This is a genomic window from Frankia sp. R82, from assembly GCF_023716925.1.
Classification (GTDB): domain Bacteria; phylum Actinomycetota; class Actinomycetes; order Frankiales; family Frankiaceae; genus Frankia.
In genome coordinates, this window is record NZ_JAMQQG010000019.1 from 23,882 (window position 1) to 40,874 (window position 16,993).

Consider the following 16,993-nt stretch of genomic DNA (forward strand, 5'->3'; position numbering starts at 1 on the left):
GTTGCCCTGTGGATGTGGTTCAGGAGCAGACAGTAGAAATACCCGACCAGGAGCACCCGGAGGTGCTGCGTACGCGGCTGGTCGACGGCCTGATCTCGGGCGGCTGGATCAGGACGGCAGACGTCGAGGCGGCGTTCCGGACCGTGCCACGGCACCTGTTCGCGCCCGAGGCGTCGGTGAAGGCGGCGTACGCCGACGATGTCGTGCGCACGAAGTTCGACTCCGACGGGACGGCGGTCAGTTCGGTGTCCGCGCCCTGGTTGCAGGCGACGATGATCGAACAGGCACGTCTGGCAGCCGGGATGCGCTGCCTGGAACTGGGCTCGGGTGGCTACAACGCGGCCCTACTCGCGGAACTCGTCGGCCCGACCGGTGAGGTGACCACCGTCGACATCGACCCGGACATCACCGACAGAGCCACCCGCCTGCTCACCGCGGCGGGCTACGACCAGGTCCGGGTCCTGACCCGCGACGGCTGGTACGGCGCGGCCGAACACGCCCCGTTCGACGCGATCATCGTCACCGCGCAGGCCGTGGACCTCCCACCGGCCTGGGCCGACCAGCTCGTCGACGGCGGCCGGCTCATCGTCCCGCTGCGGCTACGCGGCCTCGGCCGCGGCGTCGCGTTCGAGCGGCACGGCAACCACCTCGTCAGCCGCGAGACGCAGATGTGCGGCTTCGTCCGCATGCAGGGCGCCGGCGCGCACCCGATGCGGCGCCTCGCGCTGCGCGGCGACGACATCGGCCTCCGGTTCGACGGCAACTACCCGGCGGAACCCGAGCTGTTCGACCGCATCCTCGACAGCCCCCGCGTCGACATCTGGACCGGCGTACGGCTCGGGCCCAGGGTTCCGTTCGACACGCTCAAGCTCTGGCTCGCCACCATGTTCGACGGCTACTGCGGCATCGACGTCGCGAAGGACGCGGCCACGGAATCCCTCGCACCCGAAGGCCACCGCCCTCCCGGCGACGCGGTCGTCAACGGCGCCACCCTCGCCTACTTCACCTGCCCCAAGATCGCCGAAGCGCTGTACGAGTTCCGCGTCCACGCCTTCGGCCCCGACGCCACCACCCTCGCCGACGATCTCGCCCACCAGATCCGCATCTGGGACCGCGACCACCGACACGGCCCCGACCCCCTCGTCACCGCCCACCCCGCCGGAACCCCAGACCGCGACCTGCCACCGGGCCGAACCCTCGACCGGCCCCACGCCCGCATCACCATAACCTGGCCACACCCAGATGACCCGGACGCGACCTTCCACGGCTCCCGCCCGACGCCCAGCTAGAACTCGATCGTCGGGTGAGTTTCGGCAGGCCAGTCGGCCCCGCTTCGGTCAGTTGATCTATCCTCACCCGGGTCCGGAGTGGGGCCAACTCAGGTGATCGCGGTGGGGCCAGGCGACCTGACCGAAGACAGGAGGACACCCGCGCCGCCGCCGCGATTCTCCGTTCCGGTACGGTCTCACGATACGAAGAGATGCACCCTCCAACGACGAACAGATGGCCCGGTCAAACACCATTCCCGCAGGTCAAACCAGGTGTGGCGTGCGAAGAAAACTCTCGGCTTGCGGGGAATGACACACTCCACCCCATCGGGCCATCATCATGGTCCATCAGCCTCGACGCGGGCAGCACCACCGACGACCGGAGTGACGTGCCCGCTTCGACGGGGCCGGCCGATGCCGATCCGCGAACGGGCTCGGAGGAGATGTGGCATGAGCAGGGCGAGTCTGCGGGCCGACCAGGACGAGCTGCGGACGCGGATGCGCGCCGCCGGGATGAGCCACGACGAGATCGCCGTCGAGTTCGCCCGCCGCTACCACTTCCGTCCTCGCGCCGCCCACCGCCACGCCCACGGCTGGACCCAGGCGCAGGCCGCAGACCACATCAACGCCCACGCCGCCCGCGCCGGCCTCGACCCGGATGGCACCGCGCCCATGAGTGGCCCGAAACTGTCCGAAATCGAAAACTGGCCCCAGCCGAACAACCGCAGAAGGCCCACACCCCAGCTCCTCGCCCTGCTCGCCGAGGTCTACAACACCAGCATCCACAACCTCATCGATCTCGACGACCGCGAACAGCTACCCCCAGCTGATCTATTCCTCATCAACGCCGCACGTAGGCGCCGTGCGGCGAGCCCGGAATGTCGATCACCAGCGGCCCCTGTTCTCCCGGATGGGGCAGGCCGGCCCCGTAGTGGCGAACGGATCGCCGTGTCTGGCCTACCAGCTGCACAGGCCGTCAGGCTGGCGGACGCTATGGGAACAGTCATGCACGACATCGACCGACGGAATTTCGTTGCTTCGACGGCCACCGCGCTCGCGTTCGAGAGGACCACCTCCCGGCACGTCGACCCGGCACTCGTCGGCTACTTCAGCGAGCAGTTGGAGGGTCACTACCGAGCGGACATGATGCTCGGTCCTCGCGAGCTGATCAGTACCGTCACTGCCCAGCACACGCTCATCAGCAACCTGGTGGCGACAGCCCGTGGGGAGACCCGGCTGGCTCTCCTGCGTGCCAGCGCGGCTTACGCCTCGCTGGTGGGCTGGCTTCATCAGGACGCCGGCGACCTTCCCAGTTCGTCCGTCTGGCGCGGTGTTGCCCTGGAGGCCGCACAACGCTCTCAGGACCACCAGCTCGTCGCCTACTCACTGCTCAACCACGCGTCGGTCCGCACGGATCTTGCTGACGGCTTCGGCGCGCTCGACCTTTGCGGCGCGGTCCTGGCCGATGCCGGCCGGCTCAGCCCGAAGATGCGGGTGATGGCGCTCCAGCAGCAGGCCCACGGCGCGTCGCTCGTCGGAGATCGTGAGACCGTCGACTCTGTCCTGGACCAAGCGGCTCCGCTCGTCGAGAGTTGTGACGATGGCTTGCCATGGGGCAATGCCTGCCGTCGAACTCCGGGCTACGTGGAGGTTCAACGCGCCACCTGCTACGGACGTCTGGGACTAGCCAAGGCCGCTGCTGGCCTGTGGCAGCAGGTCCTTGTCACGACGCCTGCCCATGCCCGACGAGACCGCGGCGTCTACCTCGCCCGGCAGGCCGTCGCATGTGTTCAGAGCGGCGACGTCGGGCGCGCGGTCGAGGCCGGGCGGCTCGCGGCGGACCTGGCGGTGGAAACTGGGTCTGTGCGAATTCTCCGTGAGCTCTCCGGCCTGCGGGAAGCCGCACAGCCCTGGAAAGGTACGGCCGCCGGCCGCGACCTCGACGAGATCTTCGTCCTCTGAAGGAGACGTGACGTGGCGGATGCGCCCGTGCCCCTGGCCGACGACGAGATCGAGGCCCGGCTACGCGAGCTACCCGGCTGGGCCCTGGCCGGCCAGGAGATCACCAAGACTTTCCGCATCCGCTATCACGGCGGAGTCGCTCTGATCGTGCACGTCGCCGACGTCGAGCGGCTGATCGGCCACCATGCGGACATTGACTTGCGTTGGGACACCATCCGCTTCGGGATCACCACCCACGACGCCGGGCACCGGATCACTGAGGCCGATTTCGATCTCGCGCGACGCATCGACGCCATCGCCCTAGCCCACACCACGGGACCGGCCGCATCGTCGGTGGGACGTGGCGGCTGACGGAGCGATGACGACGCGGCAACCGCGTGGCCGGCTTGTTGGTTAGTTGCATGGATCTGGCCGGAGACCTGATCCGGGTCGGCACCATGTGCCAGACGCGCACCGCCGAGGCTGCGGGGCGCGACCGATGAAGGACGAGCCGGATCGACGCCGGCTCCTCCGATGAGGACCGATCTGGGGCCCCGCGGATAACTTGGCGGGTGAAGATTTCGACCCTTCTACCTGTCCGACAGGCCGAACCGGAGCAGGTGCCGATCGCTATCTCCGCAGGTCAGTGGTCCTCTTGAGGCCCGAACGAAATCTTCCCATCGCGGGGAATGTGTTGCTCCTTCGAGTGGGGCATTGTTGCGAGGCGTTCACTCCTGTCCGTGGACGATCATGAAGTGCCCAGCATGTGAAGGAGGAGCTTGGTGCCTACCCCAGCAGCCGACGCCATCCCTGATCAGGACGATGTTCGGCCGGAGGATGTCGCCCGGTTGAGTGAGCAGCTCGTGCGGGAACTGCGCGAGCTGAAGGCGATCGTGACACCCGAGGTCGAGCGGGCGGTGCGGGCGGTGCCGCGGCACCTGTTCGTCCCGGAAGTCCCGTTGGAGAAGGCGTACGCCGCCGAGCATCACTATGTGACGAAGAAGGACGAGCACGGGGTCAGCATCAGCTCGGTGTCCGCCGCGCGGGTCCAGGCGATGATGCTGGAGCAGGCCGGGGTGCGGCCGGGCATGCGGGTCCTGGAGATCGGGAGCAGCGGTTACAACGCGGCGCTGCTCGCCGAGCTGGTCGGCAAGGACGGCGAGGTCGTCTCGATCGACATCGATCCCGACGTCCTGGACCGGGCTCGCCAGCTACTGCCGGCCGCCGGATATGACGAGGTCATTCTCCTGCGGGCGGACGGCGAGTTCGGTGCGCCGCAGTACGCGCCCTTCGATCGGATCATCGTCACGGCCGGCGCCTGGGACATCCCGCCGGCGTGGGTCGACCAGCTGGCCCCTGGTGGCCGGATCGTCGTCCCGCTACGGATGCGGGGTCTGACCAGGAGCATCGCGTTCGACCTCGACGGCGACCGCCTCGTCGCCCGGGACTACCAGCTGTGTGGCTTCGTCCCGATGCAGGGTGTCGGGGAGAACCGCACGAGTCTGGTACTGCTGCACGGCGCCGAGGGCGAGGAGGTCGGCCTGCGCCTCGACGAGGGGCAGCAGGTGAACGCTCCCGCGCTGGCCCGAGCGTTGCATCAGCCTCGGGTGGAACGCTGGTCGGGCGTGACGGTCGGTGGCTTCGAGCCGTTCGACAACCTCGATCTGTGGCTGGCCACTGTCCTGGACGGCTTCGTCCTGCTGACGGCGAAGCCGCAGGCCCGGGAGCGCGGTCTGGTCGCGTCCGTCTCCCCGCTGGGCGTGGCGACGCTGGCCGACGACGACAGCTTCGCCTACCGCACGGTGCGACCAACCAGCGAGGAACGGACCCTATTCGAGTTCGGGGTCTACGGCCATGGCCCGAACGCTGATGCCCTCGCGGACCGGCTGGCCGAACAGATCCGCCTCTGGGACCGCGACTATCGCCAGGACCAAGCCCGCATCGAGGCCCATCCCCTCGGCACACCCGCCGAGGAGCTTCCCGCCGGTCGTCTGATCGACAAGCGGCACCGTCGGATCACGATCTCCTGGCCGTGACCGGAGTCCCTCCGCGCACCAGCAGGGACTCGCACCTGTCCAGCACCGCCCTCTCTATCCGCCATTGTCCTTCGGAAGGGAAACCACCATGGAAACGACCCTCACCCCGGCGCCCGCCGACTTCGACCTGGACGTGGAGATCGCCACGCAGGGCGCGATCATTCCCGATCTCCTGAACAGCACCAGCGACAACTGCACGAGCACCTGCCAGAGCGCGTGCTCCAACAGCACCTGCGTCGCCTAGCCGACCGGCTCGGCCACGTGCTGGAACCCGCGAGCCGCGGGTTCCAGCACGACAGGAGATCACGAGGAGGAGGCGTCTCCGGTGTATCGGATGGTCGACACGGCCCTCGTCCGCGCCGCGTCCCACACCGCCGAGTCGGAGTCGATGACCTGGCCGGATCTCACGGGCGACTCGGCAGCGGACGTGGAACGCTGGCGGGACTGGATCAAGCAGGTGTGGTCCCAGGAGTCGATTGCCCAGGCAGTCGAGGCTGCCAGCGCGCTGTTCGCCGGCCGTGTCCAAACGGTCCTCGACGGGCGGGTACACGAGCCTCGGCCGGTGCGGCGGGTGACGGCCACGCTGATCCGCTATCTGCTGCGGAGTCGGCATCGGGCGACCCCCTTCGGCCTGTTCGCCGGAGTCGCCCCAGTCCGTTTCGACCAGCGCCTCACCGTGCGCTGGGGTGCGGAGCACCGAGTCGTGGCCAGAGTGGACGCGGCCTGGCTCGCGGACGTCGTCGCCAGCCTGGAGCGGTGCCCCGAGCTGGTGCGTCGCCTACCGGTCATGGTCGATCCGACCCACCTGGTCCGGGGCGGCAGACTGATCATCCCCTGTCAGCAGCCGGGCGCCGACGGAGCGGACGGGCCGGCAGAGGTCTCCCTGCGGTACACGCCTGCGGTGGCGAGAGTCCTAGACGCCGCGCGGGTTCCGGTCCGGGCCTCGGTGCTGGCCCAGGAGATCGCGAACGCCTATCCCGGGGTAGCGGCGTCAATGGTCGATGGGCTTCTCGGTGAGCTGGTGGCACGTCGCGTTCTGTTGACTGGCCTACGCCCTCCAATGACGGCCACCGATCCGCTCAGCCACGTCGCCGCCGCACTGTCCGAGGCCGATGCCACCTCGATCCCGGCCATCGCCGGCACCCTCACCACGCTGATCGCCATCCACGAGGTGCTCACCGAGCACAACCGCGCCGCCGCCCAGGAACAGCCGCCTCTCCGACGCGCCGCACACCGAAAGATGACCAGGCTGGCGACTGGAGAGACAGCGACCACCGCTCTCGACCTGCGCCTCGACTGCGATCTCATGCTGCCCGTTCACGTGGCGAGGGAAGCAGAGAAGGCGCTGAGCGCGATCATGCGCCTCACTCCGTTTCCATTCGGCCCACCAGCATGGCGCGACTACCACGGCCGTTTCCTCGATCGATACGGGCCGGGCGCCGTGGTTCCGCTGCGAGACCTGGTCGACCCGGATATCGGCCTCGGGTTCCCCGCCGGCTACCGAGGCTCCACCATCGACCGTCCCCCGCCACGGTTGGCCCCGCGAGACGATCGGCTTCTCGCGCTCGCTCAGCGTGCCGCCCTCGACGGCGTTCGGGAGATCGAGCTTGACGACCGCTTGCTCGACGAGCTCCGCGAGCCCACCGCCGATGATCAGAAGGCCGCCTTGCCCGCGCACCTCGAACTGTGCTTCCACCTGCATGCCCCGACCACCGCGGCATTGGAACGCGGCAGCTATGACCTCGTCGTCAATGGGCTGTCCCTGGCCGCGGGGACCCTGACGGGCCGATTCCTCGATCTGCTCGACCCGGCGGACCGCCGCCGCGTAGCCACGGCCTACGCAGGGCTGCCCACGCAAGACGCCGGAGCTGTCCGGGCGCAGGTCTCCTGCCCGCCGCTGCGGCTACGCACCGAGAACGTGAGCAGAGCCGGCGTTGTCCTGCCGCACGTGATCTCTCTGGGTGAGCACCGGAGCGAGAACGACACGATGCCGCTGGACGATCTGGCGATCAGCGCCGACGCCCGCCGCCTCTTCCTGATCTCCCGACGCGACGGGCGCAGGATCGAACCGGCGGTGTTTAACGCGGTGGAGCTCACCAACGTCGCGCATCCGTTGGCCCGGTTCCTGTGCGAGCTTCCGCGGGCCGGATCGGCCGTGCTCATCCCGTTCTCCTGGGGAGTCGCCGCGACGATGCCGTTCCTGCCCCGCGTCCGATATGGCCGGACCGTGCTCTCTTCGGCGTGCTGGCGGCTGACCACCGCCGACGTCGCACCGGCCTCTGCCTCCTGGGAAGTGTGGGAGGACAGCATGGCCCGTTGCCGGGCGCGTTACCGGCTTCCTGATGCCGTTGACCTGGGCGCGGCCGATCAGCGGCTACGTCTGGACCTCACGGAGAAGGCCCATCTCCAGCTGCTACGCGCCGACCTGGACCGATGGGGGCAGGTTACCCTGCACGAGGCGCCCGACTCCACCGCATGCGGCTGGTTCGACGGCCACGCCCACGAGATCACCGCGGCGTTCGCCGCCACCCAGAAACCCTCTCGTCCCGAGCCGTCGCCGACCCGCCGACCCGCCGTGATCTTACGGAGCCACGGCTACCTCCCCGGCGGCTCCGGCTGGGCCTACGTCAAGCTGTATGGCCACCCGGACCGCGCCACGACGATCCTCACCGCCTACCTGCCCGCGCTGTTCGACGCCTGGGACACGCCGCCCGCGATGTGGTTCCTCCGCTATCGCGATCCCGACCCGCACCTGAGGCTCCGCTTCCGGCTGACCGAGCCCGGCGACTTCGCGCACGTGGCGCGACGAGTCGCCGCCTGGGCGGCGCATCTGCGAGAGGACGGGCTCGTCGCCCGCGTCCAGTGGGACGCCTACCTTCCCGAGACCGGTCGTTATGGCACCGGACCGACTATGGTAGCGGCCGAGACCGTGTTCACCGCCGACTCTTCCGCCGCGCTCGCCCAGCTCCTGCACCCCATCGGATCCACCAGGCCCGGTCAGGCCGCCGTCCCTGTGACCGTGGCCAGTCTCGTCGACCTGGCGATCTCCTTCACCGGGGAGCTCGACGAGGCGATGCGCTGGTTGGGCCGCAGTGTGACGACCCGGACCGGTCCCACTCTGGACCGGTCGGTCCGGGACGAGACTCTGCGGCTCGCTGATCCACATAAGGACTTCGCACAGCTCCGCACCATCCCCGGTGGATCACAGATCGTCGACTCGTGGGCACGCCGACGCGAGGCACTATCCCACTACCGAGACCGGCTGCGCACCGGAGGCGGGCCGGACCCCAGCACGATCCTTCACTCGCTGCTCCACATGCACCACATCCGGGTGAACGGACTCGATGAGGCCGCCGAACAGGAATGCCGTCGGCTTGCCCGCGCCACGGCCCTCGCCTGGGCCGCCCGGAGCCGGGCATGAGCGTCGACGCCCGCGCCGACCTCGCTGATGCTGTCGCGGCCCGGCTGACCGTCCCCACCACGGTCGGCCCCAGCGCCGCGGAGCTCTCCCAGTCCCTGGCCCGGGGCGCGCCCGGCACCGCACTGCTGCACATCGAACGCGCCCGCGCCGGGCGCGGCGATTGGAGCACCGTCCACGCCTGGCTGGCCGCCGCCACCCGCACCCCGATCAACGCCGGGCCAGATGCCAGCCTGTATGTCGGTGCTCCGGCCGTCGCCTTCGCCGTCCACACCGCCGCCGCGAGGTCAGAGCGTTACCAGCGTGCCCTCACCACCCTGCACGCCACGGTCCGCCACCTCACGCGGGACCGACTCGACCGTGCCCACCGGCGCCTCGCCCGCGGCGACCCGCCCGCGTTCACCGAGTTCGACCTTCTCTATGGCCTGACCGGGCTCGGCGCCTACCACCTCCAGGTCGATCCTGACGGCGACGACCTCCGCCAGGTCCTCCGCTACCTCGTTCGCCTCACCAAGCCGATCCGCCGTCACGGCGACCAGTTCCCGGGCTGGTGGACCGATCTGTCCCCCACCCGCCAGCGCTCGGCCGACTTCGCCGGCGGCCATGGCAACCTCGGCATGGCCCACGGCATCGCCGGCCCGCTGGCTGTGCTCGCCCTCGCTGCCCGCCGCGGAATCGTCGTGGACGGCCACCGAGACGCCATCGAACAGATCTGTTCCTGGTTCGACGCCTGGCGGCAGGACCCTGGACCGGGCCACACCGGGCCATGGTGGCCGCAGTGGATCACTGACGGTGAGAGGCGGGCGGGGCAGATACGCCAGCTGGTACCGACCCGGCGCACCGCGTCCTGGTGCTACGGAACGCCCGGGATCGCGCGGGCACAGCAGCTCGCCGCGATCGCCACCGGCGATCAGCCCCGCACGCTGGCCGCCGAACACGCCCTCGCCAGCTGCCTGGCCGAAGCTGTCCGGCCCGGCCGCGTCGTTGACGCCGGCCTCTGCCACGGCTGGGCGGGACTGATCCTGACCGCGCGCCGCGCCGCGGCCGACGCGACCACCGGCACAGCTGGCCACCCGATCAGCGCCTTCCTTCCTCGGCTGACCGATGCCCTCATCCGGCACGTCCGCGCCGGCAGCGGCGAGGACGAGGGCCTCCTCGATGGTGACGCCGGCGTCGCCCTCGCCCTGCACACCGTCGACCTCAACGGATTTCCGTCATCCGGATGGGACACATGCCTCCTGATCGCCTGATTGGCACCCCGCCCGAGAGCCGGAATGTCGCGGCACGTGACGCTGAGACAGCGGTGCTGGCCGTCCTCGCTGGCACGCCGATCACCACCGCCGCAGCCCGCATCGGCCTGCCGGCCGCCCACCTCGCTGACGCCGTCGAGCTCTACCAGGCCGCAGGTCAGGCCGCGCTCGCGGCCCAGACCGCGCTGTCCGGCTGGTACCAGGTGCACGTCGCGTTCCCCGACCGGGCGACCGCCGAGACCGCGATGGCCTCGCAGGTCCGCCCACCAGTTCGCGACGCAGAGGCCGAGGGAACCATCGACTCCTGGTGGTTCATCCGCAAGACGCCCTTCTGGCGCCTGCGGTTCCAAACCACGAGGTCAGCGGACACCCAGGCGCTCGTCCGGCGCGTCCTCGACGACATGACTGCGAAGAACCTGGTCACGCGATGGTGGCCGGGCATCTACGAGCCCGAGACTGCGGTGTTCGGCGGCACCGCCGCGATGGACATCGCCCACCAGCTCTTCCACGCCGACAGCAGCGTCGTCCTCGACTACCTGCACCGCTACGATGCGGCCACGTCGGCGATGAAGCTGATCGGCCGACGCGAGCTGTCCCTACTGCTGTGCAGTGCCCTGATGCGCGCCGCCGGCCAGGACTGGCATGAGCAGGGCGATATCTGGCACCGCGTGACCCAGATGCGTCCCCTCGACACCGGCCAAGACTCCGACCGGATAGCCGGCACGACGAGGAACGTGCGCCGCCTCCTCACCCTCGACACAGGAGCGGAATCGGATCTTTTGGCCGAGGACAAGCCACTGACGTTCGCCCGGCCGTGGTTCACCGCCTTCACGACCGCCGGCAGCCAGCTGGCCAGCGCCGTCCACGACGGCTCGCTGAGGCGCGGCATCCGCGACGTCCTCGCCCACCATGTGATCTTCCACTGGAACCGTTTTGGACTGTCCGGCCCAGCCCAGGCCGTCCTCGCGCAAGCCGCCGCTGACGGCATCCTCGGATCACCTGTCCGCCCGGTCGAACCGCAGGCAGCGGCAGCGGACGATGTGGCCAGAACCTGACCAGCCAGCCGTCGTCCATCGGATGCGAGCCGCCCACACAAAGGCATGCATCGCCCTCGACGTCGGGCCCGCACCCGACGCCGTCGACCACTGGGGCTGGCAAGGCAGAACCCTCGGACGACCCGTGTCCGCCGAGCATGGCGCCTGCTGGCTTCGCCTTGCCAGCTCACCGGCCGACGAGATCGTCACGACCTTCTGGGACGGAGCGGTCGAAGCGCAGCGGCAGCTCCCCCGCTCCCTGCCCCGCCCGCAACTCGTCGGCTGTCACGACTGGACCGCCGGCCGGTGGGCCTACCGCGCCGAGCTATACGATCTCGTATCCGGTCGCGTCCTCGCCCCTTCCGCGATCCTGACGACAGCGGCGGATCTTCCCGCGTCCTGGTGGGCTGCCCTACGCGAGGCGCTCGACGCCATCGCTGCCGTCCCGACGGACCGTCTGACGATCCATCGGAGCTATCTCTCCAGGGTCATGCTCCGCCACCTGGGCGCGCAGGCATTCGGCAGTGAGGTGACCGCCCCATGGACGACGGCCCACGGCGATCTTCACTTCGCGAACCTGGTCGGCCCTGACCTTCATCTGCTCGATTGGGAAGGCTGGGGCAGCGCCCCGGCCGGCTACGACGCCGCGACACTCCACGGCTACAGCCTGCTCGTACCCGCCACCGCCGCCCGCGTCCGCCACGAACTCGCCCACATCCTCGACACCCCAGCCGGCCATTACGCCGAACTCGCCGTGATCAGCGAAATCCTGGACAGCACCACACACGGCGAGAACCTCGCGCTGGCAGAGCCGCTACGCCGCCGCGCGGCTCTCCTCCTCAAAGACACAGCGGGCCCCCGCCCCCAGACATAGACGATCCGCACGCCCGACGAGAGGACCCGCCGGTCAGTAGCCTCGGGCACTGGGCGGCCTTGGGCGCCGTCGACGGGCATAGCGGCACCGTTGATCCAGATGGCGCGGTCGCCCCCGAACCCAAGGTCCTCGGCATCGCTCGGATCAGGGGTTCCCTGCGCACCTGGACCGAAGTGAGCCGCACGGTGCACGCGCTCACGCCGTGGGTCGCGCGGCCTTCGGTGCGCGATCTGAAAAACGCTACGGTGACGGCCAGTCTTCCGCTCGCAGCTGCGCACCGGCCCAGTCCGCCACGGTACGGATGACCGATGCCTGCCAGATCTGGGTCTGGGGGTCGGCGTAGGCGGGGTCGTCGTGGACCGCGATGCCGTGCTGCGCCCCGTCCACCGCCACCAGGCGGACCTCACCTCCGAACCGGTCGACGGCGGCCCGCGAGCTGTCCACGGGGACGAAGGTGTCCTTCGTACCATGCACGATCAGCGTCGGAGCGGTCACAGCACCGAGTTCGCGGTCCGGTCGCAGGTAGAAGACCTCGTTGAGCAGCGGGCGGCCGAGCAGGAAGGTCGGCGAGTGCTCCAGGTATCCGTCGTCCGTCAGATGCCGTCCCGCGTCCTCGTCGATCTGGTCGTCGTGCCAGTAGGGCTTCTGGTCGATGAACCTGTTCTTGTAGTCCAGGAGTGGATTGAAAAGCACCAGGCTGCGGACCTGCTCGGGATGGCGGGCGGCGAACAGCGCGCTTATCCCGCCGCCGAAACTGGCGCCTACCAGAACCACCGTGTCCGTACCGATCGCTCCTGCGGCATGCGAGGCAGCGGCCAGGATGTCACCGAGGATCCCGGCGATCGTAAGGTCCTCCATCCGTCCCTGGCTCTCGCCGTGCGCTCGGAAGTCGAACCGGAGCGACGCGATTCCAGCCTCTGCCAGGCCGTGCGCGAGTCGGGTGAAGAAGCCCCCTTCCTCTCTCGTCACACCTCCGCCGTGCACCAGGACCGCGACCCCCAAGGGGCGGTCCGACGGCCTCAGCAGGCTCCCTGCCAGCAGCAGCCCGTCAGGACTGCGGAACGTCACGGCCTTTTCGAGATCTCGGGTCATCCCACTCCTTGAGCCGCGCGGTCCTGGCTCTGCCCGCCAGCCATCGAATGTCGGCCCGCGCTCGACCATCATGATCCGTGGACGTCCGGGTGCTGTCCACGCACGTCTCCGCGAGCGGAACCATCACATCACGGTCGCCGATCGCCTCGTATGGCTGCGACCAGGAGACCAGCGACGAGCGTGCCCTCCTTGACGCGTCAGCCTGACCAGGCCAACACACCCCGGCAGCCCCGGCGCGGGGCGCCGCGCACAGGAGCGCTACAAGCTCCCACGAGGACACGAACGGATCATCGCCGGCGAGACGAAAATGTCAACTCGACGGATTACATCCTGGCAGGTCAGACACCATGCCGACACGCGAATCAGATGTTCGCCCTGCGGGGAATGACTGCGGTGTGGATCGCTTGGGACGCTGGAGGCGTTCAGCGTCGGCGCCGCAGTTCGCCGTCACGAAGGGTGGCGGTCAGCTGGCCTGGTCGCCGCTCGCGCCTACGTCGAGAAGGACCTGATGATCGCATCCTCCCCACCTGTACCTGCGGTCAATCCCGCCGCGCGGCCCGCCAGCGACGAGGGTCTTACTCGCGCTGCTGAACCTGTGGTCTTCACCGACGGGCACCACTTCGACCTCGCGGCGTCCTTGGACCTGGAGACGGTCGCCTCCGCGGCGACCGGTCCACTGTCGGTGATCCTTCAGGTGACGAAGCGGTGCAACTTCGACTGCTCGTTCTGCTCCGAGACCTCGCAGGAGCCCGATCCGACGCTGGCCGCGCTGGAGCGGATGCGCGACAACCTGGCTGGAGTACCGCGGGTGTTCCTCTCCGGCGGCGAGCCACTGCTACGCCGGGACATCGTCGACGTCGTCAACATGTTCGCCGGCACAGTGATCGGCCTGCCGACCAACGCGACGCGTGGGCTCCAGCACGCACGTGACCTGGCCGGCAAGGTCGCGTTCGTCAACGTCGGCCTAGAGGGGCCGCGGGCCACGACGAACCGGGTCCGTGGCGACTACGACAAGGTCATGGAAGGGGTGCGGGCGTTCCAGGCCGCGGGGCTGCCACTGTCGCTGTCGGCGGTCGTCTACCGCTCGACGCTGACGGCGCTGCCCTTCACCCTTCAGATCGCCGACGTGCTCGACGCCGGGAAACTCAAGCTGATCATGCCGCTGCGCAAGGGCAACGCGCTCGATCTCGCCGACCACGAGTTCCTCACCATCGAGGAGGCCACGGCGGCATTCGATCGCCTGGCTGGTCTGCGCACGGCGCACGACTGGCGGCCGGCGCTGCGGCTGACGGCCTGGACGGCGGACACCGAAGGCCACATGATCGTGGTCAGTCCGCGGGGGCTGGCGAGTGCCTGGCCGGTCTACGACGCCCCCGACCTGCTGGAACCGTTGGGCAGCCTGCTCGACGAGCCGATCAGCCAGATCTGGGCGCGGTACCGGTTCAAACGCAACCACTACGCCAAATATTTGGGCCAGTCGATTCACACAGTCGGCCGCGCCGGACGGCCCTTGTCGCCGCGCCGTTCGTTGCGGATTGCGCATGCGTAAGGCGAGCAACCTGAACTGGGCCGACACCCCGTTCGGCGGCGCACGGCGCCCGTTCGCCGACCGGACCTCCCTGCTCGCCGCCTTCTCGGTCACCGCAACCGACAGCTCGCCTGCCGCCGCCGCGGCCGTGTACCTTCCGCTGCCACGGGCACGCTCGCTGACCGTGACCGACACGACGGTGCGGTTCGGCTTCCACGCCCTCGCCGCCGAGGAGCCCGCGGAGACGCCTGCCGTCGTAGCGTCTGTCGACGCGCTACTTGTCCAGGCTCGACGTCAGGCTGCGATCCTCGCCGGCCACCGCCTCGGCGACCAACTCGCGGCCCTGACCGCCGTAGGCACCGGCCAGGCCACGCGCGGGATCGCCGCCGTGCGCGACGCCTGGCACGGCCAGCCCTTGGAACGCGGTGTGGCTCGCCTTCACGACACGAGCAGCCAGCCAGGGCCGGCCACGCTGGCGGACATCTGCGCCGGCTACGACCTCCACACGCTGCCCGCCGAATTCCCTCCGGCCGGGACTGACCCGACAACCCCACAGATCCTTCGGCAGCACGTCACGTATGCACTGGCAATCGCACTGATCGCCGCACGAAACGCAGACCACTACCAGTGGGATGCCCTCCACCTCGATGCCATCGTCGATGCCGCGGCCTGGGACCAGCTCACCTACCTGCCGCCGCGCATCCCATGAGCGGCACAGACGGCACGTCCGACCGGACCCGGCGCCTGCCGCCTTCGCGTACCGTCCCCGCCGATCGCGGCGACCAGCTGCTGGGCGTGGAAGGAACCCGCTGATGCTGCGCACCTGCCTGGTCGTCGCGGTCGAAGGCACCCACGCCTCCGGCAAGACCACGCTGACCCACGCCCTCGCCGCCCACTACCGGGAACGCGGCGTACACGTCGCCTGCGTCCCCGAACCGGCACGCAACAGCCCGTTCATCGAGGAGATCGTCGTGCACGGCCGCGGTGAGTTCGACCTGGAGACCGAGGTCGACCTGTTCGCCGCCCAGCTGTCCAGCCAGCTCCGCGTCGCCCGCCAACACACGATGATCATCTGCGATAAGACAATCGCGAACGTCCTCGCCTACGCCTGGCTCGTCCTGCCCGGCGGCCCCGAGGGTCCACATGCCCCCGTGTTGCACGCGATGGAGACCTTCTGCCGGGCCTGGGCGCACGTCTACGACGCGGTGTTCTACTGCTGCGACCGCTTCGACCAACAGCAGGCAGGTGACCCCTACCGGTCGAAGGTCCTCGATATCCAGCCCGCCGCCGATCGGGTCGTGCGCAGCATCTGCGCCACCGTGGGGCAGCGGATCTACGACATCCCGCCGAACATGTCCACCGGCCAGCGGGTCGGCTGGATAGCCGAGCAGCTGACCGCCCTCGGCCTCGACCCAACCACCCGCTGACCTGCCTCCCTGGGAGACTGCGCGCCATGGCGTATACCAGTGTCATCGACGTCATGCTCCTGCTCATCCGAGACGACGCCGTCCTGCTCGCGCTACGGGCCGGCACCGGATTCGCCGCTATCTAGACCTGTCCGTCCTTACACATACCGTGACCTGCTGCGATGTGTCGCTGACACTGCCAGGCACATGAGTGCGGGCAGTCTCGGTCGGGATCGGATCTTCTCGTCGCCACGCCCGACGGTCGAGTTGCTCGGCCCTGTCGGGGGTGGCCAGTACCCTCGACGAAGATCGACTCAAATAGGTCGTGTCGGGCAGAGGAGGCATAGTGGCGAGCGCGAGTGATCTCAACCGGGCGCTTCGTGCCGCGCAGCGGCAAGCCGAGCAGCAGCTGAGGCGTGACCTGAAACGGGTCGAGGCCCAAGCTCAACGAGAAGTCGATGCTTATAACCGCAAGGTTGAAGCCCACAACCGCAAAGTTGTTAGTGACTACAACCGCACTGTTGATCAGCAAAATCGTCGCGCGGTTGCGCACAACAAGAAGGTGATCGACGATATCAATCGTCGTCTCGCGGCGCAGGGCCAGCCGCAGGTCCGCTATACGCCACAGGAACAGAAACTGGTCGATCGACTCCACAGCGCGATACCAGTTGACGGCCGCGAGTACGACATCTTTCTTAGCTATGCACATATTGACGGCTATGATGTAGCAAACGAACTCTGCACGCGACTCCGAGGGTTCGGGCTCGCCGTCTGGTTCGACGAGGTGCGAATTCGTCCAGGCAAGAGCCTGTCACGGCAAATGGATGACGGTCTTCGTAAGGCGCGTGCAGGCGTAGCCCTTCTCACGCCTGCCTATCTGGCCGGACGCTTCTGGACCGAGCGCGAGCTTGGAGCTCTCCTACACAAGGAGACGCTGATCCCAGTCTTGCACGGTACAACTATTGATGACGTCAAAGAATACAGCGGGATCCTGCCTGATCTCGCTGGATTCAGCACGGCGACCGACACGGTGCTTGACATAGCAGCGAAGATCGCCGGTGCGGTCCTGGAGGAGGTCGCCGGTTCGAGGTGATGCCAGTCCGTTCAGTTCTATCTCTCGCCTTGTGCAGGAGAATTGTAGCGGCA

14 protein-coding genes are annotated in these 16,993 nt (G+C 68.7%); 13 read left to right on the top strand and 1 reads right to left on the bottom strand.

Annotated elements, in window-relative coordinates; all coding sequences use genetic code 11:
• Window positions 1-8 precede the first annotated feature (8 nt).
• The 9 genes from fxlM (ND747_RS05385) to ND747_RS05425 all read left to right on the top strand — a co-directional run bounded on the left by fxlM (ND747_RS05385) (window position 9) and on the right by ND747_RS05425 (window position 11,821).
• Entirely contained in the window at window positions 9-1,289 is a 1,281-nt protein-coding gene (fxlM, locus tag ND747_RS05385; protein ID WP_251732323.1) for a methyltransferase, FxLD system, read from the top strand.
• A gap of 429 nt (window positions 1,290-1,718) precedes the next feature.
• A complete protein-coding gene (locus ND747_RS05390) occupies window positions 1,719-3,230 on the top strand; it encodes a helix-turn-helix transcriptional regulator (RefSeq protein ID WP_251732325.1) in 1,512 nt (503 codons plus the stop codon).
• Between the two features lie 12 nt (window positions 3,231-3,242).
• Window positions 3,243-3,581, top strand: a complete 339-nt coding sequence (locus ND747_RS05395) for a 4a-hydroxytetrahydrobiopterin dehydratase (protein WP_251732327.1) — start codon at window positions 3,243-3,245, stop codon at window positions 3,579-3,581.
• A gap of 407 nt (window positions 3,582-3,988) precedes the next feature.
• On the top strand, window positions 3,989-5,245 hold the full coding sequence (fxlM, locus tag ND747_RS05400) for a methyltransferase, FxLD system (protein WP_374216149.1): 1,257 nt from the start codon (window positions 3,989-3,991) through the stop codon (window positions 5,243-5,245).
• Between the two features lie 88 nt (window positions 5,246-5,333).
• Window positions 5,334-5,489 carry an FxLD family lanthipeptide gene (locus ND747_RS05405; RefSeq protein WP_095212685.1) on the top strand — a complete coding sequence of 52 codons (156 nt, stop codon included), beginning with the start codon at window positions 5,334-5,336 and terminating at the stop codon, window positions 5,487-5,489.
• A 90-nt stretch (window positions 5,490-5,579) separates the two neighbouring features.
• Window positions 5,580-8,666, top strand: a complete 3,087-nt coding sequence (locus tag ND747_RS05410; RefSeq protein WP_251732331.1) for a lantibiotic dehydratase — start codon at window positions 5,580-5,582, stop codon at window positions 8,664-8,666.
• Window positions 8,663-9,913 carry a lanthionine synthetase C family protein gene (locus ND747_RS05415; RefSeq protein WP_251732333.1) on the top strand — a complete coding sequence of 417 codons (1,251 nt, stop codon included), beginning with the start codon at window positions 8,663-8,665 and terminating at the stop codon, window positions 9,911-9,913. Before ND747_RS05410 ends, ND747_RS05415 begins: the two co-directional genes overlap by 4 nt.
• 53 nt (window positions 9,914-9,966) lie before the next feature.
• Window positions 9,967-10,968, top strand: a complete 1,002-nt coding sequence (locus tag ND747_RS05420; RefSeq protein ID WP_251732335.1) for a thiopeptide-type bacteriocin biosynthesis protein — start codon at window positions 9,967-9,969, stop codon at window positions 10,966-10,968.
• Between the two features lie 124 nt (window positions 10,969-11,092).
• Complete coding sequence (locus tag ND747_RS05425; RefSeq protein WP_251732336.1) at window positions 11,093-11,821, top strand: hypothetical protein; 729 nt, start codon at window positions 11,093-11,095, stop codon at window positions 11,819-11,821.
• Window positions 11,822-12,061: 240 nt separating this feature from the next.
• Here ND747_RS05425 and ND747_RS05430 read toward each other — a convergent pair whose 3' ends face one another.
• Window positions 12,062-12,913: a S9 family peptidase gene (locus tag ND747_RS05430; RefSeq protein ID WP_251732338.1), complete on the bottom strand. Its 852-nt coding sequence runs from the start codon at window positions 12,911-12,913 to the stop codon at window positions 12,062-12,064.
• Window positions 12,914-13,421: 508 nt separating this feature from the next.
• On the opposite strand from ND747_RS05430, the gene ND747_RS05435 reads away from it, so the two are divergent.
• The 4 genes from ND747_RS05435 to ND747_RS29695 all read left to right on the top strand — a co-directional run bounded on the left by ND747_RS05435 (window position 13,422) and on the right by ND747_RS29695 (window position 16,940).
• On the top strand, window positions 13,422-14,462 hold the full coding sequence (locus tag ND747_RS05435; protein ID WP_251732339.1) for a radical SAM protein: 1,041 nt from the start codon (window positions 13,422-13,424) through the stop codon (window positions 14,460-14,462).
• Window positions 14,455-15,150 carry a hypothetical protein gene (locus tag ND747_RS05440; protein ID WP_251732341.1) on the top strand — a complete coding sequence of 232 codons (696 nt, stop codon included), beginning with the start codon at window positions 14,455-14,457 and terminating at the stop codon, window positions 15,148-15,150. Before ND747_RS05435 ends, ND747_RS05440 begins: the two co-directional genes overlap by 8 nt.
• A gap of 103 nt (window positions 15,151-15,253) precedes the next feature.
• Window positions 15,254-15,868, top strand: a complete 615-nt coding sequence (locus ND747_RS05445; protein WP_251732343.1) for an AAA family ATPase — start codon at window positions 15,254-15,256, stop codon at window positions 15,866-15,868.
• A 325-nt stretch (window positions 15,869-16,193) separates the two neighbouring features.
• On the top strand, window positions 16,194-16,940 hold the full coding sequence (locus tag ND747_RS29695; protein ID WP_251732345.1) for a TIR domain-containing protein: 747 nt from the start codon (window positions 16,194-16,196) through the stop codon (window positions 16,938-16,940).
• Window positions 16,941-16,993: the final 53 nt, after the last annotated feature.